Annotated in this window: 16 protein-coding genes and 1 riboswitch; of the genes, 5 read left to right on the top strand and 11 right to left on the bottom strand. The window is 56.2% G+C overall.

Annotation, left to right across the window (positions count from 1 at the left end):
* Positions 1-47: 47 nt before the first annotated feature.
* Positions 48-2,396, bottom strand: coding sequence for an LPS assembly protein LptD (lptD, locus tag LZP96_RS07995; protein ID WP_064324798.1), 2,349 nt, complete (start codon positions 2,394-2,396; stop codon positions 48-50).
* A gap of 238 nt (positions 2,397-2,634) precedes the next feature.
* Here lptD and djlA point away from each other — a divergent pair, with 238 nt between their 5' ends.
* Positions 2,635-3,450 (top strand): co-chaperone DjlA, encoded by an 816-nt coding sequence (gene djlA, locus LZP96_RS08000; RefSeq protein WP_064324799.1) that lies wholly within the window; start codon positions 2,635-2,637, stop codon positions 3,448-3,450.
* Positions 3,451-3,478: 28 nt separating this feature from the next.
* Here the strand turns inward: djlA and rluA are convergent, their stop codons facing one another.
* The 6 genes from rluA to araB all read right to left on the bottom strand — a co-directional run bounded on the left by rluA (position 3,479) and on the right by araB (position 13,634).
* Positions 3,479-4,138 carry a bifunctional tRNA pseudouridine(32) synthase/23S rRNA pseudouridine(746) synthase RluA gene (rluA, locus tag LZP96_RS08005; RefSeq protein WP_064324800.1) on the bottom strand — a complete coding sequence of 220 codons (660 nt, stop codon included), beginning with the start codon at positions 4,136-4,138 and terminating at the stop codon, positions 3,479-3,481.
* A 12-nt stretch (positions 4,139-4,150) separates the two neighbouring features.
* Entirely contained in the window at positions 4,151-7,057 is a 2,907-nt protein-coding gene (gene rapA / locus LZP96_RS08010; RefSeq protein ID WP_064324801.1) for an RNA polymerase-associated protein RapA, read from the bottom strand.
* Positions 7,058-7,186: 129 nt separating this feature from the next.
* Positions 7,187-9,544 (bottom strand): DNA polymerase II, encoded by a 2,358-nt coding sequence (gene polB / locus LZP96_RS08015; protein WP_064324802.1) that lies wholly within the window; start codon positions 9,542-9,544, stop codon positions 7,187-7,189.
* Between the two features lie 121 nt (positions 9,545-9,665).
* Positions 9,666-10,361, bottom strand: a complete 696-nt coding sequence (gene araD, locus LZP96_RS08020) for an L-ribulose-5-phosphate 4-epimerase (RefSeq protein WP_064324803.1) — start codon at positions 10,359-10,361, stop codon at positions 9,666-9,668.
* Positions 10,362-10,411: 50 nt separating this feature from the next.
* Positions 10,412-11,914, bottom strand: coding sequence for an L-arabinose isomerase (gene araA, locus LZP96_RS08025; RefSeq protein WP_064324804.1), 1,503 nt, complete (start codon positions 11,912-11,914; stop codon positions 10,412-10,414).
* Between the two features lie 10 nt (positions 11,915-11,924).
* Positions 11,925-13,634: a ribulokinase gene (gene araB, locus LZP96_RS08030; RefSeq protein WP_064324805.1), complete on the bottom strand. Its 1,710-nt coding sequence runs from the start codon at positions 13,632-13,634 to the stop codon at positions 11,925-11,927.
* Between the two features lie 336 nt (positions 13,635-13,970).
* Here araB and araC point away from each other — a divergent pair, with 336 nt between their 5' ends.
* Together araC and LZP96_RS08040 are read left to right on the top strand one after the other, a co-directional pair.
* Positions 13,971-14,813: an arabinose operon transcriptional regulator AraC gene (gene araC, locus LZP96_RS08035; RefSeq protein ID WP_064324806.1), complete on the top strand. Its 843-nt coding sequence runs from the start codon at positions 13,971-13,973 to the stop codon at positions 14,811-14,813.
* 128 nt (positions 14,814-14,941) lie between these two features.
* A complete protein-coding gene (locus LZP96_RS08040) occupies positions 14,942-15,709 on the top strand; it encodes a DedA family protein (protein WP_064324807.1) in 768 nt (255 codons plus the stop codon).
* On the opposite strand, the gene thiQ is transcribed toward LZP96_RS08040, so the two are convergent.
* The 4 genes from thiQ to sgrR form a co-directional block, all read right to left on the bottom strand.
* Positions 15,706-16,401, bottom strand: a complete 696-nt coding sequence (gene thiQ, locus LZP96_RS08045) for a thiamine ABC transporter ATP-binding protein ThiQ (protein ID WP_064324808.1) — start codon at positions 16,399-16,401, stop codon at positions 15,706-15,708. The genes LZP96_RS08040 and thiQ overlap by 4 nt on opposite strands.
* Positions 16,385-17,995, bottom strand: a complete 1,611-nt coding sequence (gene thiP / locus LZP96_RS08050; protein WP_064324809.1) for a thiamine/thiamine pyrophosphate ABC transporter permease ThiP — start codon at positions 17,993-17,995, stop codon at positions 16,385-16,387. Before thiP ends, thiQ begins: the two co-directional genes overlap by 17 nt.
* The gene (thiB, locus tag LZP96_RS08055; protein ID WP_064328064.1) at positions 17,971-18,954 is read right to left on the bottom strand and encodes a thiamine ABC transporter substrate binding subunit; all 984 of its coding nucleotides are present in this window, start codon (positions 18,952-18,954) and stop codon (positions 17,971-17,973) included. Before thiB ends, thiP begins: the two co-directional genes overlap by 25 nt.
* Positions 18,955-18,985: 31 nt before the next feature.
* A riboswitch (TPP riboswitch) is annotated at positions 18,986-19,085 on the bottom strand.
* 35 nt (positions 19,086-19,120) lie between these two features.
* Positions 19,121-20,776, bottom strand: a complete 1,656-nt coding sequence (sgrR, locus tag LZP96_RS08060; protein ID WP_064324810.1) for an HTH-type transcriptional regulator SgrR — start codon at positions 20,774-20,776, stop codon at positions 19,121-19,123.
* 88 nt (positions 20,777-20,864) lie between these two features.
* On the opposite strand from sgrR, the gene sgrT reads away from it, so the two are divergent.
* Both sgrT and LZP96_RS08070 read left to right on the top strand, forming a co-directional pair.
* Positions 20,865-21,017 (top strand): glucose uptake inhibitor SgrT, encoded by a 153-nt coding sequence (sgrT, locus tag LZP96_RS08065; protein ID WP_064324811.1) that lies wholly within the window; start codon positions 20,865-20,867, stop codon positions 21,015-21,017.
* 118 nt (positions 21,018-21,135) lie between these two features.
* Positions 21,136-22,314 (top strand): sugar efflux transporter, encoded by a 1,179-nt coding sequence (locus tag LZP96_RS08070; protein WP_064324812.1) that lies wholly within the window; start codon positions 21,136-21,138, stop codon positions 22,312-22,314.
* The last annotated feature ends 109 nt before the right edge of the window (positions 22,315-22,423 follow it).

Consider the following 22,423-nt stretch of genomic DNA (forward strand, 5'->3'; position numbering starts at 1 on the left):
TCCATTTCAATTAACCGCAATGCGGGTTACGTTGTAAATCAAGCTTATTACAAGGAACTACGGTACGGCAGAATGTTCGAGCGCAGCATTTGCTGTGTGCCCAGGCCGTAGTTAGAACTCAGACCGCGCAGCTCGATATTGAAGCCAATCACGTTATCGTATTCGCTTTGATTATTTTTAACATCCCAGCCGTTAAGCTTGCGCTCGTAACCGACACGAATCGCGTAACAGCAGGAGTTGTACTGCAGGCCCAACATCTGATCGGCCGCTTTATTGGCGTTAGTGTCGAAGTAGTAAGCGCCAACGACCGACCAGCGATCGGCAATCGGCCAGCTCGCGGTACCGCCCACCTGAGAGATCCCTTCTTTGTACTGCTCACCCGTTGCATAGGACGGTAATGTCGCCTGAATATATTCCGGGCTGGCATAACGATAGGTGAGCTGCACCAGACGATCTTCATCACGACGGTATTCCAGCGCCGTGCTGCTGGTGGCTACATTGTTCAGACGGGTATCGTACTGAACGCCGCCGCGCAGACCCCAGCGATCGGTCATACGCCAGTACGTATCGCCTGCCCACACCAGTGAACCCGTTTTGTTGTCTTTTTCCCAGTTGATGTTGTCATCACCGGTACGCGATTCCGTGAAGTAGTAGATTTGACCCACAGAAACGTTAAAACGTTCAACGGCAGCGTCATCATAAATTCGCGACGTCACGCCCGTGGTGAGCTGGTTCGCTGACGCGATACGGTCCAGACCGCCATAGGTACGGTCGCGGAACAAGCCGCTGAAATCAGATTGCAGGAACGAGGAGTCGTAGTTATTGATGTTGCTCTGATCGCGATAAGGCACATACAGATACTGCATGCGAGGCTCAAGCGTCTGGGTATAACCGTCTGCCAGGGTCACATCGCGTTCGAAAATGAGTTTACCGTCAACTTTAAACTGCGGCAGCGTACGGTTGACTGATTCTTCAAGATCCTTTCCGTTTTTGCTGTTGTAATCATCAACATTTTTTTGCTGGTAGTGCGTCGCCATGATTTTGGCTTCGGTATCCAGGCTCGCCCAATCATTTGACCATGGCAGGTTAATGGTTGGCTCAAGATGCACACGGGTCGCTTCCGGCATATCGGAATTGGTATTCACGAAGTGGACGGCCTGGCCATAGACGCGTGTGTCGAACGGTCCTACATCGTTCTGATACCAGTTAACATCCAGCTGCGGTTCGGCCCCATAGGTACTCGCAGTCTGATTGCTGAAGACCTGGAACTGCTTGCTTGATACGGTCGCGTCGAAGTTTTGTACAGCGTAACCCGCGCTGAATATTTGCGTGGCATAACCATCAGTACTGGAACCGTATTTCGAGGTGAAGTCATTGAAATAGTTGGAATCGCTGACTTTAGTGTAATTGACGTTAAAGCGCCAGACCTGATCCATCACCCCGGCATGCTGCCAGAAGAATAGCCAGCGATGGCGATCGCCTTCCGTAGGGTGCTCGTCTTCGTAGACTTTATCCGACGGCAGGTAATCCAGCTCCATCAGGCCTACGCCTGCCTGAGTCAGGTAACGGAATTCGTTTTCCCACATGATATTGCCGCGCTTGTGGATATAGTGCGGCGTAATCGTGGCGTCCATGTTGGGCGCAATGTTCCAGTAATACGGCAGGTAGAACTCGAAATAGTTCGTGGTGCTGTATTTGGCGTTCGGGATAAGGAAGCCTGAGCGACGCTTATCACCAACCGGAAGCTGCAGATACGGGCTGTAGAAAACAGGCACCGGTCCCAGCTTAAAGCGCGCATTCCAGATCTCCGCGACCTGCTCTTCGCGGTCGTGGATCACTTCGCTGCCCACGACGCTCCAGGTGTTCGAGCCCGGCAGACAGGAGGTAAAGGTACCGTTTTCCAGGATGGTATAGCGGTTCTCGCCACGTTGCTTCATCAGGTCTGCGTTACCGCGGCCCTGACGGCCTACCATCTGGTAATCACCTTCCCAGACGTTAGTATCTTTGGTGTTCAGGTTTGCCCAGGCTTTCGGACCTTTCAGGATGACCTGATTGTCGTCATAGTGCACATTGCCCAGTGCATCTACCGTACGAACCGGATCGGCAGCGCCTTCTGGCTGCTTCTGATGCAGTTGAACCTCGTCGGCCTGCAAACGGCTGTTGCCCTGATTAATATCGACATTGCCGCTGAAAGTGGCATTGTCAGGGTAATTACCCTTGGCATTATCGGCGGTAATAGTAACAGGCAAGTTATTGGTATCACCCTGTACCAACGGGCGATCGTAACTTGGGATGCCAAGCATACATTGCGAGGCGAGGTCGGCCGCCAGCCCCTGTTGACTATACAGGGCTGCACCAATCATTGTGGCCAGGAGGGTGGGGATACGTTTTTTCATACGTTGTATTTATTGTTCCGTCATCAGTGGCTACGGCTTGCAAACGCTCAGAGACTATCTTACTCATCATCGCAGTGCCAGCGTTAATCCTGCCCGTATGCGTGCCTGAGTGTTAGGCGCGCGATCGAATGACGAGTATGATAATGCAAATTATAGGCGATGTCCTTCAATTGACTGTGGCTCGACCACAGTAAGATGGCGTTGCGTCACACCAGGAACATGACCATTCGGGGAGTCTATGCAGTATTGGGGTAAAATAATTGGCGTTGCGTTCGCTATCATGATGGGTGCAGGCTTCTGGGGCGTTGTCCTGGGGCTGATTATTGGTCATTTATTTGATAAAGCGCGTAGTCGCAAAATGGCCTGGTTTGCGAACCAGCGCGAGCGTCAGACTCTCTTTTTCGCGACCACCTTTGAAGTCATGGGGCACCTGACCAAATCGAAAGGGCGGGTCACCGAAGCAGATATCCAGATCGCCAGCGTCTTTATGGATCGCATGAACCTTCATGGCGAGTCCCGCGTCGCGGCGCAAAATGCGTTTCGTATCGGCAAAGCGGATAACTACCCGCTGCGTGAAAAAATGCGCCAGTTCCGCAGCATCTGCTTCGGACGCTTTGATTTAATTCGGATGTTTCTGGAAATCCAGATCCAGGCAGCTTTTGCCGATGGCTCGCTGCACCCGAACGAACGCGATGTTCTTTACGTCATCGCTGAAGAGCTGGGTATTTCCCGCAATCAGTTCGACCAGTTCCTGCGCATGATGCAGGGAGGCGCGCAGTTTGGCGGCGGCTATCAGCAGCAGTCGGCAGGCGGTGGATGGCAGCAGGCGCAGCGTGGTCCTACGCTGGAAGACGCCTGTAATGTGCTGGGCGTCAAACCGACCGATGATGCCACGACCATCAAGCGTGCGTATCGAAAAGCGATGAGCGAACACCATCCGGATAAACTGGTGGCCAAAGGCCTGCCGCCAGAAATGATGGAGATGGCGAAGCAAAAGGCGCAGGAAATCCAGAAAGCGTACGAGCTGATAAAAGAGCAGAAAGGTTTCAAATAAAAAATGCCCGGTTTAACCGGGCATTTTTTTAGAAGTCGGCGGGGGCCTTAAAGGTCATGGCATTGCCAAAGACCGGGTGGGTGATAGTGAGCATTTCAGCGTGCAGCTGTAAACGCGGGGCCATCGCCAGCGCGTCCGGTGTGGCGTAGAAGCGATCGCCGAGAATGGGGTGCCCCAGCGCCAGCATATGCACACGCAGCTGGTGGGAGCGTCCCGTAATCGGCTTAAGCCGGATCCGCGCCGTGTTATCCGGCGCATATTCCAGAATCTCGTACTCCGTTTGCGCAGGTTTCCCCGTCTCAAAGCAGACCATCTGCTTCGGACGGTTTGGCCAGTCGCAAATCAGCGGTAAATCGACCAGCCCTTCGGCTTTTTCAGGATGACCCCAGATGCGGGCGATATACTGCTTCTTCGGCTCGCGTTCACGGAACTGACGCTTCAGCTCACGTTCCGCCGCTTTGTTCAGAGCCACTACAATCACGCCGCTGGTCGCCATATCCAGGCGATGGACCGATTCCGCCTGCGGATAATCACGCTGAACGCGCGTCATCACGCTGTCTTTATGCTCCTCCAGCCGCCCCGGCACGGACAATAAGCCGCTCGGCTTATTGACCACCATAATGTGCTCATCCTGATACAGAATGACCAGCCAGGGATCGGTTGGCGGATTGTAGGTCTCCATGATCATATCGCGCTCCGGTTACTGATGCGTCACGACGATCAGACGCAGCGCATCCAGTCGCCAGCTTGCCTGATCCAGACTTTCCAGTACCTGCAGACGGTTGCTCTCAATGGCAGCCAGTTCATCGTCACGGATGTTTGGATTCACGGCTTTTAACGCTTCCAGACGAGACAGCTCAGCAGACAGTTTTTCATCGGCCTCACGACGCGCCGCGTCAATCAGCGCACGCGCGGCTTTCTCGATCTGCACTTCGCCTTGCTGCAGGATGGCATGAACATCCTGCTGGACCGCATTCACCAGCTTACTGCCGGTATGGCGGTTCACGGCGCTCAGTTGGCGGTTGAAGCTCTCAAATTCGACCTGAGAGGCCAGGTTTGTCCCGTTTTTGTCCAGCATCAGACGTACCGGGGTCGCCGGCATGAACCGGTTAAGCTGCAGCTGTTTCGGTGCCTGGGCTTCTACCACGTAGATCAGCTCAAGCAGCAGCGTGCCGACAGGCAACGCTTTATTCTTCAGCAGTGAAATAGTGCTGCTGCCGGTATCGCCAGACAGGATCAGATCCAGACCGTTACGAATCAGCGGATGTTCCCAGGTAATGAACTGTGCGTCCTCACGGGAGAGCGCGATATCACGCTCAAAGGTGATTGTACAGCCATCCTCTGGTAAGCCCGGGAAATCAGGCACCAGCATATGGTCGGACGGGGTCAGCACAATCATGTTTTCGCCACGGTCGTCCTGATTGATGCCAACGATATCGAAGAGATTCATCGCGAAGCTAATCAGGCTGGTGTCGTCATCCTGCTCCTCGATGCTTTCCGCCAGCGCCTGCGCTTTTTCACCGCCGTTGGAGTGGATCTCCAGCAGACGGTCGCGGCCCTGTTCCAGCTGCATCTTCAGCGCATCATGTTTTTCACGGCAGGCTTTGATGAGGTCGTCAAAGCCGTCGGTATTTTCCGGCGCGGCCAGATAGCCAATCAGATCGCTGTGGACCTGATCGTAAATGGTGCGGCCCGTTGGGCAGGTATGCTCGAAGGCGTCCAGACCTTCATGGAACCAGCGAACCAGCACGGACTGGGCCGTTTTTTCCAGATAGGGGACGTGGATCTGAATATCATGCGCCTGACCGATACGATCCAGACGACCAATACGCTGCTCCAGCAGATCCGGGTTGAAAGGCAGATCGAACATCACCAGATGGCTGGCAAACTGGAAGTTACGCCCTTCCGAGCCGATCTCAGAACAGAGCAGCACCTGCGCGCCGCTGTCTTCTTCCCCAAACCAGGCGGCGGCACGATCGCGCTCGACAATAGACATGCCTTCGTGGAACACGGCGGCGCGGATGCCTTCGCGTTCGCGCAGGACCTGCTCCAGCTGCAGCGCGGTGGCTGCTTTGGCACAAATCACCAGCACTTTCTGTGAGCGATGGGCCGTCAGATAGCCCATCAGCCACTCAACGCGGGGATCGAAATTCCACCAGGTGCCGGTATCGCCTTCAAATTCCTGATAAATCTGTTCCGGATAGAGCATGTCGCGCGCACGCTCTTCTGCCGTTTTACGTGCACCCATGATGCCGGAGACTTTAATTGCCGTCTGATACTGGGTGGGCAGCGGCAGCCGGATGGTGTGCAGCTCGCGTTTCGGGAAGCCTTTCACTCCGTTTCGGGTGTTACGGAACAGCACGCGGCTGGTGCCATGGCGATCCATCAGCATGGCGATCAGTTCCTGACGCGCGGATGCCGCATCTTCGCGATCGCTGTTCGCTACCTGCAATAACGGCTCAATATCCTCTTCGCCAATCAGATCGCTCAGGGTATTGAGTTCGTCATTAGACAGATGTTTGCCTGCCAGAAGCAGGGCAACGGCGTCGGCGACCGGACGGTAGTTTTGCTGCTCTTCAACAAACAGATTGAAATCGTGGAAACGGTTCGGGTCCAGCAGGCGCAGACGGGCAAAGTGGCTTTCCAGACCCAGCTGTTCCGGGGTCGCGGTTAAAAGCAAAATACCCGGGACGCGTTCGGCAAGTTGTTCGATGGCCAGATATTCACGGCTGGGGGCGTTTTCGCTCCACACCAGGTGATGGGCTTCATCAACGACCATCAGGTCCCATTCGGCGTCGCAGAGATGCTCCAGGCGCTGTTTACTGCGACGCACGAAGTCCAGCGAACAGATCACCAGCTGTTCGGTTTCAAACGGATTGTCGGCATCGTGCTGCGCTTCAGCGTAACGTTCGTCATCAAACAGGGAGAAACGCAGGTTGAAGCGACGCAGCATTTCTACCAGCCACTGATGCTGCAGCGTTTCCGGCACCACGATCAGGACGCGTTCCGCGGCACCGCTAAGCAGTTGCTGGTGCAGGATCATACCGGCTTCGATGGTTTTACCGAGGCCAACTTCATCGGCGAGCAGAACGCGCGGCGCATGGCGGCGGCCCACATCGTGGGCAATATTCAGCTGATGCGGGATCAGGCTGGTACGCTGGCCGCGCAGGCCGCTCCACGGCATGCGGTACTGCTCACTCTGAAATTTGCGCGCGCGATAGCGCAGCGAGAAGCGATCCATACGGTCAATCTGACCGGCGAACAGACGATCCTGCGGCTTGCTGAACACCAGTCGGCTGTCGAGCAGCACTTCACGCAGCATGACATTCGTCTCGTCGGTATCGAGACGGGTTCCCGTGTAGGCGAGCAGTCCATTCTCTTCTTTTACGTCTTCAATCTTCAGCTGCCAGCCTTCATGGCTGGTAACGGTGTCACCCGGATTGAACATCACGCGGGTGACAGGGGAGTCATTGCGTGCGTACAGACGGTTTTCACCCGTTGCAGGGAACATAATGGTGACCATGCGCGCATCCAGCGCCACGACTGTTCCTAATCCGAGTTCGCTTTCTGTATCGCTGATCCAGCGTTGACCAAGTGTAAAAGGCATAGTTGTTCGGCTCTAATCTTTAATTGCAGGCAATAGTTCGACCACCGTCGAAAAATGACGGCCATCGAAAAATGGGTCCGGGAATGGAAAGGGCGCTATGGTACTGGATGGCGGCGTTTTCGTCACGCGTCAAAATAGCCCCAGTTGCCCTGTCACTAGTGTAGCAAAGTCATCGTCCTTAAAGGGTAATATTCCATCCGCGACGGGCTGAAGCTGACGCGTCAGGTAGTGTTCATAGTCCAGGGGCGAACGCTGATAATCAACAGGTTCCGGGCCGCTGGTGGTCCAGACATATTTTATAGTGCCGCGGTTTTGATACTGCAGGGCGCGACCGAGTCGCGCATTCTCTTCGTCTGCCAGACGCGCGGCCCGGACGTGGGGCGGCACGTTGCGCTGATATTCCGCCAGCGGGCGGCGCAGGCGTTTTCGGTAAACCAGCTGGTCGTCCAGCTCGCCTGCCATCAGGCTGGCGATGGTCTCGCGCACGAAATCCTGGTACGGCTCACGACGAAAGATCTTCAGGTACAGCGTCTGCTGGAAGTGCTGAGCGAGTGGTGTCCAGTCGGTACGGACCGTTTCCAGCCCTTTAAAGACCATGCGTTGCGCGTCACCTTCCTGAATCAACCCGGCGTAGCGCTTTTTGCTTCCCTGATCGGTGCCCCGAATCGTCGGCATTAAAAATCGACAAAAGTGGGTTTCAAACTCCAGCTCTAACGCGCTGGTTAAGCGCTCTTTTTGCAAATGCTGTTGCCACCAGGTATTGACGTACGCGACCAGCGCTTTCCCAATGCGTGAGGCCTCAGCCTCCCCGTGCGCGCCCTTCAGCCAGACGAAGGTAGAATCGGTGTCGCCGTAAATCACGTCATAGCCCTGAGACTCCACCAGCGCTTTTGTCTGGCGCATGATTTCGTGCCCGCGCATGGTAATAGAAGAGGCCAGCCGGGGATCGAAAAAGCGGCAGGCGCTGGTGCCCAGCACGCCATAGAAGGCGTTCATGATGATTTTTAGCGCCTGAGAGAGGGGTTTATTTCCGTGACGTTTCGCCTCCTCGCGCCCGAGCCAGATCTGGCTGACGATTTCCGGCAGGCAGTGTTTATTCCGTGAAAAGCGTGCGCCCAAAAATCCCTCTGTGCTGTGTTCCTCGTCGGGCTGCGCCATCCCCTCCACCAGCCCGACCGGATCGATTAAAAAGGTGCGAATGATCGACGGATAGAGGCTTTTGTAATCCAGCACCAGCACGGAGTCGTACAGCCCTGGTCGCGAATCCATAACATAACCACCCGGGCTTGCCTGCGGGGGAACGTCGCCGAGATTCGGTGCAACATAGCCCGCACGGTGCATGCGCGGAATATAAAGGTGACCGAAAGCGGCCACCGATCCGCCATGACGATCCGCCGCCAGACCGTTTACCGTGGCGCGCTCAAGAAGGAAAGGCATGATCTCGGTTTTATGAAAGATCCGCGTGACAAGTTCGCAATCTTTGAGGTTATAGGTCGCAAGCGCCGGTTTATCTTCACTGAAACGACGATCGATCTCATCCATGCGATCCCAGGGATTATCGATAGATTTCCCTTCTCCCAGCAGCTCCCGCGAGACGGACTCGAGCGAAAACGAGGAGAAATTCCAGAACGCGGATTTTAAGGCTTCGATCCCATCAACGATCAGCCGCCCGTTGGCCTGAGCGAAAAAGACGCCGTTTTTGAAGCCATGTTCGCGCCACTCCAGCGCCGTATTGCCCCGGCCCAGCATCAGTGGAATGCGATACCGCTCGGCATGTTTTTGCAACACGCGCAGGTCGAACTGCACCACGTTCCAGCCGATCAGCACATCCGGATCGTGATCGGCAAACCACTGGTTAAGCTTTTCAATGAGTTGAGGACGGCTGTTAACGTATTCCAGATGGAAATCAAGCGCCGAAGCATCACCATTCGGCGGGCCGAGCATATAGACAACCCGCTGCCCGCATCCTTCCAGGCCGATGCAGTACAGCTCGCCGTGACGCGTGGTTTCGATATCTAATGACACCCATTTCAGCGGCGGGCGGTAGTGAGGATGCGGCTTCAGGCGCGCATCGATCAGCCGGTGTCCGTGCGGAGTGCCATCGACCCAGACGGGCGCCGTGATAAATCGCTCCATCAAAAAACGCTCCGGCGGGCGTATGTCGGCCTCATAGAGCGTCACGCCCGCTTCGCGCAGGAGCTTTTCATAGCGCATCAGCTGGCGATGGGCACGACAGTAGAAGCCGTAGACAGGCTGCCGATGGAAATCTGTTAACGCAAGCGGGGTGAGACGCCAGCCGTTTTCGCCGTGCAGCAGCTGCTTCACTTTTTCGACGTGCGACGCCGGAAGAAAGGCCACGGACTCCTGAGGCGGCAGCGTGACGTTCAGCGGACCGTTGTCTGTTGCCAGCCAGAATTCCACTTCTGTCCCCTGAGGAGTGTCCCGCCAGTGTCGGGTCAGTAAAAAGCCTTCTTGCGCCTGCGTCACGCCGTTATCCCATCAAACAAAACCAGGCGTGATTATAGCCTGGTCAGAGGGGGTTTGCTGGGAATTTATACAGGTATTGGCATGAAGATAGCACGACCTCTCCCAAAGGGAGAGGGGGCGTTTACTGCCCGTAATAGGCTTTCGCGCCGTGTTTACGCAGGTAATGTTTATCCAGAAGAGTCTGCTGCATATCCGGTAGCTGAGGCGCCAACTGGCGGGCGAAAATCCCCATATAGGCGATCTCCTCAAGGACTATCGCGTTATGCACCGCATCTTCGGCATTTTTACCCCAGGCAAACGGGCCATGGGAGTGAACCAGTACGCCTGGCATTTGCGCCGCGTCGATCCCTTTCTTTTCAAAGGTTTCGACGATCACATTGCCCGTTTCCCATTCATATTCGCCGTTAATTTCCGCGTCGGTCATCAGGCGCGTGCAGGGAATGTTGCCGTAGAAATAATCGGCATGCGTGGTGCCGGTCGCCGGAATAGATTGCCCGGCCTGCGCCCAGATTGTGGCATGACGCGAATGGGTGTGTACAATGCCGCCGATAGAGGGGAATGACTGATACAGCAGGCGATGGGTTGGCGTATCAGAAGAGGGTTTTTTGTTTCCCTCCACCACGTCGCCCGTTGCGAGGCTGACCACCACCATATCTTCTGCGGTCATTACCGTATAATCGACGCCTGAGGGTTTGATAACAAACACGCCGTGCTCGCGATCGACAGCGCTCACGTTGCCCCAGGTCAGTGTCACCAGGTTGTGTTTTGGCAGCGCCAGGTTGGCTTCAAGCACCTGACGTTTGAGATCTTCTAACATGCAATCCTCCAGGAAAAGAGGCCCGCCCTGCGGCAGGCCAAAGGTTTTCCTTAACGTTTTGAACCGTAATAGACTTCGTTCCAGCGCAACGCATCCTTAAAGGCAGGCAGGCGGGTATCGTTATCAATGACCGTCAGTTCGATATCATGCAGCTCGGCGAACTGGCGCATATCGTTCAGATCCAGCGAGTGGCTGAAGACGGTATGGTGTGCGCCGCCCGCCACGATCCAGGCTTCAGAGGCGGTCGGCAGGTCGGGCTGGGCTTTCCACAGCGCGTTGGCCACCGGCAGTTTCGGCAGTGAATGCGGGGTTTCTACCGCGTCAACGCAGTTCACCAGCAGACGGAAGCGATCGCCCAGGTCGATCAGGCTGGCGTTAATTGCCGGACCGGTGCGGGTATTGAAGATCAAGCGGGCAGGATCCGCCTTGCCGCCGATGCCAAGGTACTGCACGTCGAGGATCGGTTTTTCTTCAACCGCGATCGAAGGACACACTTCCAGCATGTGCGAGCCCAGCACCAGATCGTTGCCGTTCTCAAAGTGGTAGGTGTAATCCTCCATAAAGGAGGTGCCGCCCTGTAGACCGGTCGACATCACCTTCATGATGCGAAGCAGGGCGGCGGTTTTCCAGTCGCCTTCGCCCGCAAAGCCGTAGCCCTGCTGCATAAGACGTTGTACCGCCAGGCCCGGCAGTTGTTTCAGGCCGTGGAGGTCTTCAAATGTGGTGGTAAAGGCGTGGAAGCCGCCCTGTTCAAGGAAGCGCTTCATGCCCAGCTCAATGCGCGCTGCATCCAGCACGTTCTGGCGTTTGTCGCCGTTGATTTGCGCTGCGGCAGTCAGGCGGTAGCTGCTTTCGTATTCATCTACCAGCGCGCTGATGTCCCCTTCGCTGATGTCGTTAACCACCTGCACCAGATCGCCTACGGCCCAGGTGTTCACCGAGAAACCAAATTTAATCTGTGCGGCAACTTTATCGCCGTCGGTCACCGCCACTTCGCGCATGTTGTCGCCAAAGCGCACGACTTTAAGATGGCGCGTATCCTGTTTAGAGACCGCCTGACGCATCCAGGCGCCGATGCGCTGCTGGGCATGTTGATCCTGCCAGTGACCGGTCACGACCGCGTGCTGCTGACGCATACGCGCGCCGATAAAGCCGAACTCGCGGCCGCCGTGCGCGGTCTGGTTCAGGTTCATAAAGTCCATATCAATGCTGTCCCACGGCAGGGAGGCGTTGAACTGGGTATGGAACTGCATCAGCGGTTTGTTGAGGATAGTCAGGCCGTTGATCCACATTTTGGCCGGAGAGAAGGTGTGCAGCCACACCACCATACCGGCGCATTTGTCATCATAATTGGCGTCACGGCAGATGTGCGTGATCTCATCCGGCGTCGTGCCGAGCGGCTTGAGCACCAGTTTGCACGGCAGTTTGGCTTCCGCATTCAATGCGTTCACGACATGTTCAGCATGCTTCGTCACCTGTTGCAGAGCTTCTGGTCCGTACAGATGCTGGCTGCCAATAACAAACCACACTTCATAATTGTTAAAAATGCTCATTATCGTGTCCTTAATGGGTCAGAGTTGCCGGCGTGTCCAGGGTATGTTTGGCCGGAGTGGCGACAGGGAGATAGTGAAGTTCAGCGCTTTTCGACCATTGCAGGTAGCGCTGATACAGTTGTTCAAAGCGTTGCGCCTGTTCGGCGCGAGGCTGGAGCGTGCTTTCGACGGCGCTGGCCATATGGCGCTGCGCGGCAGGAATATCCTCATGGACCCCTGCCGCCACGGCGGCAAAAATAGCCGCACCCAGCGCACAGCACTGATCGGAGGCCACAATTTGCAGCGGGCGATTCAGCACGTCGCAGCAGGCTTGCATAATCACCGGGTTTTTACGGGCGATGCCGCCCAGCGCCATGACGTTATTAACGTCGATGCCCTGTTCGGTGAAGCACTCCATAATGGCGCGGGCACCAAAGGCGGTGGCGGCGATCAGGCCGCCAAACAGGGCAGGCGCGTCGGTAGCCAGATTGAGATCCGCGATTACCCCTTTCAGACGCTGGTTAGCAAACGGCGTACGACGTCCGTTAAACCAGTCGAGCACCACCGGCAGGTGGTCGAGAGACGGGTTTTTCGCCCAGGCGGCGGTAAGCTGCGGCAGCAGCTGTTTTTTACTCTCAGCAATTTGGGTTTTCAGCTCAGGATGTGCGGCGGCCAGTTGATCCAGCGGCCAGCCCAGCACGCGACCGAACCAGGCGTAGATATCGCCAAAGGCCGATTGTCCGGCTTCCAGACCAATGAATTCCGGTACCACGCTGCCGTCAACCTGACCGCAAATGCCTTTCACGGCGCGATCGCCAACGCTGGCTTTATCCGCCGTCAGAATGTCGCAGGTGGAGGTCCCAATCACTTTTACCAGCGTGTTTGGCTGCGCACCGGCGCCCACGGCGCCCATATGGCAGTCGAATGCGCCACCGGAAATAGTCACGCTTTGCGGCAGGCCCAGGCGTTGCGCCCACTCCGCGTTGAGCGTGCCAACCGGAATGTCTGCCGTCCAGGTGTCGGTAAACATCGGGTAGTTCAGGTTTTGGTTAATGACAGGGTCAAGTTCATCAAAGAAGGCTGCCGGGGGTAACCCGCCCCAGCTTTCATGCCAGAGTGATTTATGTCCGGCGCTGCAGCGGCCACGGCGAATCTCTTCCGGGCGCGTCGTCCCGGAAAGCAGGGCAGGTACCCAGTCGCACAGTTCAATCCAGGAAACGGCTGCCTGCGCCACGGCACGATCGGCGCGGGTGACGTGTAAAATCTTGGCCCAGAACCACTCGCTGGAGTAAATGCCGCCGATGTAGCGGGAGTAATCTGCCTTGCCCGGCTGGTGGCACAGGCGGGTAATGGCTTCGGCTTCTTCAACCGCCGTATGGTCCTTCCACAACACGAACATGGCGTTCGGGTTGTTGGCAAATTCAGGTCGCAGTGCCAGTACGTTGCCTTCGGCGTCAACGGGCGCAGGCGTTGAACCGGTGCTGTCCACGCCAATACCGACAATCTGTGCGCGCTGGTCGTCACTCAGTTCCGCCAGCACGGTTTTAATGGCCGCCTCCATCGATTCGATGTAATCGAGAGGGTGATGGCGGAACTGATTATTTGGCGCATCGCAGTAACGCCCCTCTTGCCAGCGTGGATACCACTCAACGCTGGTCGCTATTTCCTGACCCGTACGGCACTCCACTGCCAGGGCGCGTACCGAGTCACTGCCAAAATCGAGGCCAATCGCAATTGCCATTGTGTTGCTCCATCAAAAAACGGGTATGCATGAACATTAGAGACAGAGGGAAAAAATCGTCAGGCAGGATTCGCTAATCTTATGGACTAACGTGCTGTTACATCTGAAAGTGTGACGCCGTGCAAATATTCAATGTGGACATTTCTGCCGTAGTTATAGACACTTTTGTTACTGCCCATTCTCCTGAAGTGGCGATGAAATAAGGGGTGAATGCTGAAATAAGGCGGGCTTAAAAGCGCAGGGATTGGATTTAAACGGTGCAATCGCGCGTTTTTATCCTGCTTTCGTTGATATGGACAATTTGTTTCCTTCCTGACCACGTGGGGTACTGAATTTATGGCCGAAACACAAAACGATCCCCTGCTTCCGGGGTACTCGTTCAATGCGCATCTTGTTGCGGGTTTAACCCCGATTGAAGCCCAGGGATACCTCGATTTTTTTGTCGATCGACCGCTGGGAATGAAAGGCTATATTCTCAATATCACCGTTCGGGGCGAGGGGGTGATCAAAAATAACGACAAAGAGTTTATCTGTCGGCCAGGGGATATTTTGCTCTTTCCGCCCGGCGAGATTCACCACTACGGGCGTCATCCGGAGGCGAAAGAGTGGTATCACCAGTGGGTCTACTTTCGCCCTCGCGCTTACTGGCACGAGTGGCTCGCCTGGCCGTCAATTTTTGCCCACACCGGCTTTTATCGCCCCGACGAAGCGCATCAGGCGCAATTTCGCGAGCTGTTCGCGCAGATCATTGAGGCGCAGGCCGGGGGACGTTACGCCGAACTGCTCGCGATTAACCTGCTGGAACAGCTTCTTCTGCGGCGCATGGAGGCGATAAACGCGTCGCTTAATCCGCCGCTGGATAATCGCGTGCGCGATGCCTGCCAGTACATCAGCGATCACCTTGCCGATAGCCAGTTTGATATCGCGGGCGTGGCGCAGCATGTTTGCTTATCACCGTCGCGTCTGTCGCATCTGTTCCGTCAGCAGCTCGGGGTGAGCGTACTGAGCTGGCGTGAGGATCAACGTATCAGCCAGGCCAAGCTTTTACTGAGCACTACGCGGATGCCGATTGCCTCCGTCGGGCGCAACGTGGGCTTTGAAGATCAGCTCTATTTCTCTCGCGTCTTTAAGAAATGCACCGGCGCCAGCCCCAGCGAATTCCGCGCTGGATGTGAATAAAGGGTAAAAAAATATAAACGAGCAGGTGAATTTGGGAGGTAGCCTGTAAACTGTTCCAACAATTGTTGTCTTGACGTCGACAGGGTCTGTTCGCAGAATCGCTGCTTCGTTAACTGACCGGAAGCGTTATGCAGGCATTGCTGGAACATTTTATCACCCAGTCCGTTACCTATTCCCTTATCGCGGTGGCGCTGGTGGCTTTTCTGGAATCGCTGGCGCTGGTCGGGCTGATTCTTCCCGGCACGGTCATGATGGCCGGGTTAGGGGCGCTCATTGGCAGCGGCGAGGTGAATTTCTGGCAGGCCTGGATGGCCGGTATTGTCGGCTGTTTGCTCGGAGACTGGATCTCATTCTGGCTGGGCTGGCGCTTTAAAAAGCCGCTCCACCGCTGGTCATTTTTGAAGAAAAACAAAGCGCTGCTCGATAAAACCGAACACGCCCTTCACCAGCACAGCATGTTTACCATTCTGGTGGGGCGATTCGTCGGCCCCACGCGCCCGCTTGTGCCTATGGTCGCCGGAATGCTGGATCTGCCGGTCGCGAAATTTATCCTGCCAAATATTATCGGCTGCGTGTTCTGGCCGCCCTTTTACTTTCTGCCGGGGATCCTTGCCGGTGCGGCGATTGATATTCCTGCCGACGTGCAAAGCGGCCACTTCAAATGGCTGTTGCTCGCCACGGGGATAATGCTGTGGTTGGCCGTCTGGCTGTGCTGGCGTTTATGGCGCAGCAGCAACGCGTCAACGACTCGCCTGACCCGGTATCTGCCGCGTCAGCGTCTCTTCTGGCTGGCACCGCTGACGCTCGGCGTGGCCGTTATGGCCCTGGTGGCACTCATCCGCCATCCGTTGATGCCGGTATATGGTGAGATTCTGTTAAAAGTGGTGAGCCATTAAGGGATCCCCAGCAGGGCCGACGCGCTCGCTTTTCCGCTGAGAAGCGTAGGCGTTTCGCCATCCCAGGCGATGCGTCCGTCAGCCACGACAATCGAGCGTGCCGCGATTCTGGCGGCATCTTCCACGCTGTGCGACACCATCAAAAGCGTTAACGCTTTGTCCTGACAAACCTGGCTGACCAGCTGGAGCATCTCCTGCCGCAGGGCGGGATCGAGGGCCGAGAAAGGCTCATCCAGCAGCAGAACAGGCTGTTCCCGTACCAGACACCGTGCCAGCGCCACGCGCTGTCGCTGCCCTCCCGAAAGCTCGCCCGGTAAACGGTCCAGATACGCTGAAAGCCCCATTTGCTGTGCAATCGCGTCGCGTTTTTCATGCTGCATGGCTGTCAGCTTCAGGCCGGGATCCAGACCCAGGCCAATGTTCTGACGCACCGTCAGGTGAGTAAACAGATTGTTTTCCTGAAACAGCATGGAGACCGGACGTTTAGCAGGCGGCGTGCGCGTGTGATCGTCCCCGTTGATAAGAATACTGCCGCTCGCCGGGGGTAAGAAACCGGCGATCAGGCTCAGCAAGGTACTTTTACCCGCCCCGCTAGGCCCCAGTATCGCGATGGTCTCCCCCTGTTCGACAGAGAGGGTGAACCGCATCGGCAGGTGCTGATAAAGCCAGGTTATATCAATCAGTTTTAACATCACGCCCCGGAAGTTTTTCGATTACGGTAAATAAGGTAAAGCACAGCAGCAGAAGCAATAACGCCGTGACGGCGCCGTCCTGACTGCGATAAGAGCCAATTTGCTGATAGAGCCAGTAGGGCAGCGTGCGGAATTCGTCATTGCCAAAGAGCGCGACCACGCCGAAATCCCCAATCGATAGGACGCTGGCAAAGGCCAGCGCCTGCGCCAGCGGACGTTTCAGTGCCCGCAGCTCAACCACCTTCAGCCGTTGCCACCCGCGCATCCCCAACGACTGGCAGAGGGGCGTGTAGCGCGCGCTGATATCGCGCATGGGGTTTTCCAGCACTTTTAACGCGTAAGGTATCGCCATCAGCGCATTGGTGAAAATGACAATGCCATCGGCATTGTTGGGCAGGCCCGTGGTGCTGTTAAACAGCAGGAAAAAACCCGTCGCCAGGACGATACCGGGCATCGCCAGAATCAGCATTCCGCTGAGCTCCAGCGCCTGACCGGCGATGAAACGTTGGCGGGCATAGAGTTCTCGGCTGCTCCATAACAGCATGGTGGTCAGCAGAACGCATAAAATCCCGGCGCCTACGGCAATACGTAGTGAGGTCCAGAGTGCCTGCCACAGCACCGGCTGCTGCAAAACCTCCGCAATATTTCTGTTTAGGCCGTCAATGACCACGGCCAGCAGGGGCGGTAACAGCAGCAGCAGGGCGAGGGTAATAAGTGCAGTATCGGTGAGCCGGCTGCGCAGGCAGTCTTGCGGATCGCGCCACCCGCTGACCTGCGGGCTTCCCACGGCAATCGCTTTGCTCAGGCGTTGGCTCAACAGCACCAGCCCGAGGCAGCAGGTCATTTGAATCATGGCTAACAGTGCCGCGCGACCGGGATCGTAGTCATAGCTCAGCGCCTGATAAATGGCGAGCTCAATGGTGGTGGCCTGCGGCCCGCCGCCAAGCGAAAGCACGGTGGCAAAGCTGGCGAAGCAGAGCATAAAGATCAGGGCGGCAACCGGAGGGAGCTGGCGGCGAAGCCAGGGCCATTCGACATAACGGAAGAAATGACGGCCGCGCATGCCCAGCTGCGCCGCCAGCTGACGTTGCTCGCCGGGAATGTTTTCCAGGGCCTGCAAAAAGAGCCGCGTGGCCATGGGCATATTGAAAAAGACGTGGGCCAGCAGAATACCCTGCAGGCCATAGGGTGAGAAATGCCACTCTATGCCAAACGCGCCGAGCAGGGTGGCGATCCAGCCCTGTCGGCCATACACGCTCAGGATGCCGAATACGGCGACCAGTACGGGCAGGATCAGGGTCATGGCGCACAGGCGTAATAACGTCTGCCTGCCGGGAAAGCGGCGACGATAAAGCGCGCGTGCCAGGAATAGCGCGGGTACGACGGAAAGCACCGCAGAGAGAAACGCCTGCCAGAACGAGAAACGGACCACATGCCAGAGATAGCTGTCGTGCCAGAGCGCAAAAAGATCGCTCTCTGGCGCGTTAAACCATAGCGCCAGGAAGGCCCCCATGCTGACGGCCACCATCAGGATGGCAGCCGTCAGTCCAGGGATTAACCAGCCAGGGATTAGCGGCTGACGGCGCGTTGCCATTCACCGATCCATGCTGCGCGTTGGGTAGAGACCTGCTGAGGGGTAAACTCGAGCGTGGTCTGAGGCTTCGTTATTGAGTCAAACCCTGCGGGCAGGGCGACATCAGTGGCGGGATACATCCAGTTGCCGGTTGGAATGGCATTCTGGAATGCCGGCGAAACCATAAATTTCAGGAATTTTTCCGCCAGTTCAGGCTGCTTGCTGGCGGCGGTACGGGCGGCGACTTCAACCTGCAAATAGTGACCTTCGCTGAAGTTCGCGGCGGCGTACTGGTCTTTTTTCTCTTCGATAATGTGATAGGCCGGGGAGGTGGTGTAACTCAACACCAGATCGCTTTCACCTTTCAGGAACAAGCCATAGGCTTCGCTCCAGCCCTTGGTCACCGTGACGGTTTTTGCCGCCAGCTTGTGCCAGGCGTCAGGCGTTTTATCGCCATAGATTTTTTGCATCCAGAGCAGCAAACCAAGCCCAGGCGTGCTGGTGCGGGGGTCCTGATAGATCACGCGCCATTTCTGATCGCTCTCGACCAGCTCTTTCAGGCTTTTCGGCGGGTTCTTCAGCTTATTCTTGTCATAGACAAAGGCAAAATAGCCATAATCGAAGGGGACGAAGGTGTCATTGTTCCAGCCGCCCGGCACGGTGACGGCATCGGACGCCACGCCGCTTTTCGCAAACAAGTGAGTCTGGGTGGCGGCTTCCAGCAGATTATTATCCAGGCCGAGCACAACGTCGGCTTGACTGTTTTTGCCTTCCATCCGCAGACGGTTGAGCAGGGAGACGCCATCTTCCAGCGCGACAAACTTCAGCGTGCAGTTGCAGTCGGCCTCAAAGGCTTTTTTGACCACCGGGCCAGGGCCCCAGTCTGCGGCGAACGAATCATAGGTGTAAACCGTCAGGACCGGTTTAGCAAAAGCAGGCAGCGCAATCAGCGCCAGGAGAGGAAGAACGTTTTTTAACACTTTGCACCTCAGCATTGAGTGGCAAAGGATTTTGAGCGACAGCCTCAAATCCCTTCGCCGGCATTATCCGGATCAGGTTCGACGGGTATTATCTCAGCGAACATTTTTATGCCGCACCCCGTTGAGAACGTTTGTATTGTAATGATTTGGTGAAATTACGAAAGGGTTATGGCTCCGGTGGGGCAAACCAGGCGGATTTAAAGTCAAACCAGCCTAACGTATTCATGCGCAGCCCCCGCATACTTCGCTGGCCCTGAATGATCAACCAGTGGTGAATAAGCGGGACCATTGCCTGTTGCGAGAGTAACTGTTGACACCAGACGGCCAGATTCATCTCTCCGGCACGCCACTGTGCGGCATCCGCCTGCCAGTCGCGGGCGATACACTGCTGAATTAAGGGGATCTCAAAAAGGTGTGAAAACAGCGAAAAGTCGAGCGGAAGGGTAAAGTTAGCGCTGTTAAGCCAGATATCACTCACCGCGTCGCCACGGTGCCATTCTTCGTATTCAACTTCCTGAATGTTCAGCGTCACGCCTTCCTCTGCCAGCAATTTACCCATAATCCTGGCGATCACACGGTGTTCGATGTGCTCACGGTAATAGGTTAACGTGAGCGACTCGAGACCGGCGGGCCTGTCACCCCGGCCCGGACGCGCATGGTGCCAGCGCGGGATAAGCCCATAGGCCGGGAACCAGTAGGATTGATACTGATCCTCCGCCTGATAAATCAGGTTGGCCGGCGAAAGCACCCGGCTCACCCATTGCCGAACGTCGTGGCTGGCGCCGCGATGCGTGCGGCCATCAAACAGCAGATAGTAACAACCTTCTTCCAGACGGCTTTCAACCGCTTTTTCCCCGTCGGTGGGCCCTTCCAGCGTCAGGCCTGGACTCAGCTCTTCGGAGATGTCGGGCAGGACCCAGACATTGACCTCATCGATCAACGCGCGATAGCCAAAATAGTCATCGAAGGCGTGGATTTTCAGCTGATTATTATTGTTGCGCGTCACGGCATAGGGACCTGTGCCGACGGGGTGGCTGGCAAAATTGGGCAGAGAGGCCCATTCGTGCGGCAGGATCATTGAGGGAACATACCCCATGAGCCAGGGCAGCCACTGGTCGGGTTCGGATAATTCGATATCCAGCGTCCAGGCCGTGGGCGAATGGACCTGCGAAATATGGCTGTACAAGGGCAGGGTGCGGGCGCGCTGAAGCGAGGCGATAACATCAATCATCTCCAGCTCGCGACCATGGTGAAAATGAATGCCGGGGCGTAAAAAAAAGCGCCAGTGCAGCGGTGAGAGTTGTTGCCAGTGGTGCGCAATGTCCGCTTCCAGTTCCCCGTTTTCCTCATTTATACGCGTCAGGCCGCTAAAAATCTGGCGCGCCATATGGGTTTCAGACCGGCGTAACGCGCTGCCGGGTAAAAGATTTTTCATCGGGCGATAATAGACGACGCGCAGGATATGGCGTCCCTGACGAAAGCTGCGGCCCAGATGGGAGACCAGCATCTGGCGGACGGCGGCTTTGTCGCCCACCAGTTGCACCAGCTGATCGATTCTGTCCTGTTCCAGAAGATCTTCCGCACGCTGTTGCTGTAATGCCAGACCTGTGTAGAGAAAGGTCAGACGAGAGCGTTTGCCGCGTCCGGCCTCCGCCTCCCAGTTGAGCCAGCCCTGTTTTTGCATCGTGCTTAGCAGAGTACGCATATGGCGACGCGAGCAGCTAAGCAACTCTGCCAGCTCGTTAAGCGTGGTTTCCTGAGACTGGCCCTCGCAGCACTGCCACAGGCGGATGAATTGTTGTTGCAGACGACCGGAAGGCATAAAAGGGGAACTCCTGACAAAAAATCAGCAATTTATTAATCCCTATATTAAGCCAATAATCCTTTTCGATGAAGCAAGGAGGTCAATGATGAAGAGGTCAACCGCACGTCAGTTTTACCAGCAGTACTTTTCAGCGACACAGGGAGCGTCATGGCTGGCCCGCCTTAGCCCGGAGCAGCGGCTGAAAATGCTTGCGGATCTGATGCAGTGGGATGTTACGAAACCGACCTCTGATAACTGACTTGCCTCGATCATGTGTGACTGAGTATTGGTGCTTTTCACCCGCCAGCAAAATGTTTTTGCTGGCTTTTTTCGTTTACTATTCAGCCTGATTTCACTCCCTGCAAAAGGATTTACGCATGCTCTGGTTAATGACGATGGGGCGTCGCCTGAATGGCGTCTATGCCGCATTTATGCTGGTGGCCTTTATGATGGGCGTAGCGGGAGCATTACAGGCCCCGACGCTGAGCCTGTTCCTGAGCCGGGAGGTGGGGGCGCAGCCGTTCTGGGTAGGGATCTTTTATACGGTGAATGCCATAGCCGGGATCCTGGTGAGCCTGGCGCTGGCCAAACGTTCCGACAGTCAAGGGGATCGCCGCAAGCTGATCCTCTTTTGCTGTGCGATGGCGGTGGGTAACGCGTTGCTTTTTGCCTTTAACCGTCATTATCTTACTCTGATTACCTGCGGCGTGTTGCTGGCCTCTCTGGCCAATACCGCCATGCCGCAGCTTTTTGCCCTCGCACGTGAATACGCCGACAGCTCCGCCCGGGAAGTGGTGATGTTCAGCTCGGTGATGCGTGCGCAGCTGTCGCTGGCCTGGGTCATCGGGCCACCGCTGGCGTTTATGCTGGCGCTCAACTATGGCTTTACGGTGATGTTTTCCATTGCGGCGGGAATTTTCATCATTAGCCTGGCCCTGGTGGCGTTTGTGTTGCCTTCGGTCGCCCGTGTCGAACAGCCAACGGATAAGCCCGTGACGCACATCAGCGGCTGGCAGAACAACAATGTTCGCATGCTGTTTATCGCCTCCACCCTGATGTGGACCTGCAACACGATGTATATCATCGATATGCCGCTCTGGATCAGTGCCGACCTGGGGTTGCCGGACAAGCTGGCGGGGATCCTGATGGGAACCGCCGCAGGGCTTGAAATCCCGGCGATGATCCTGGCGGGGTATTACGTAAAGCGCGTTGGCAAGCGTCGGATGATGGTGATGGCCGTGTCGGCGGGCGTGCTGTTTTATGTAGGGTTAATTCTGTTTCACAGTCGTGAAGCGTTGCTGGCGCTGCAGCTGTTCAATGCCATTTTTATCGGCATTGTGGCCGGGATTGGCATGCTGTGGTTCCAGGATTTAATGCCGGGCAGGGCGGGATCGGCTACGACCCTCTTTACCAATAGCATCTCAACGGGCGTCATTCTGGCGGGCGTGATTCAGGGGGCGCTGGCGCAAAGCTATGGCCATTTTTCCGTGTACTGGGTCATCGCGGCGATTTCGCTTGTCACGCTTGCAATAACCTGGCGGGTAAAGGATGTCTGAAATTCTGGAAGGCGGCTTCACGTTATCAACGTGATTTCTGACAGGGTAAAGGAAGGCGCATAGAGTGACCGACGGGTGCTTAAGGCTGTTTGCCTTAAGCTGTCGCAAA

This window comes from Huaxiibacter chinensis (assembly GCF_022171985.1).
GTDB lineage: Bacteria > Pseudomonadota > Gammaproteobacteria > Enterobacterales > Enterobacteriaceae > Enterobacter > Enterobacter chinensis_A.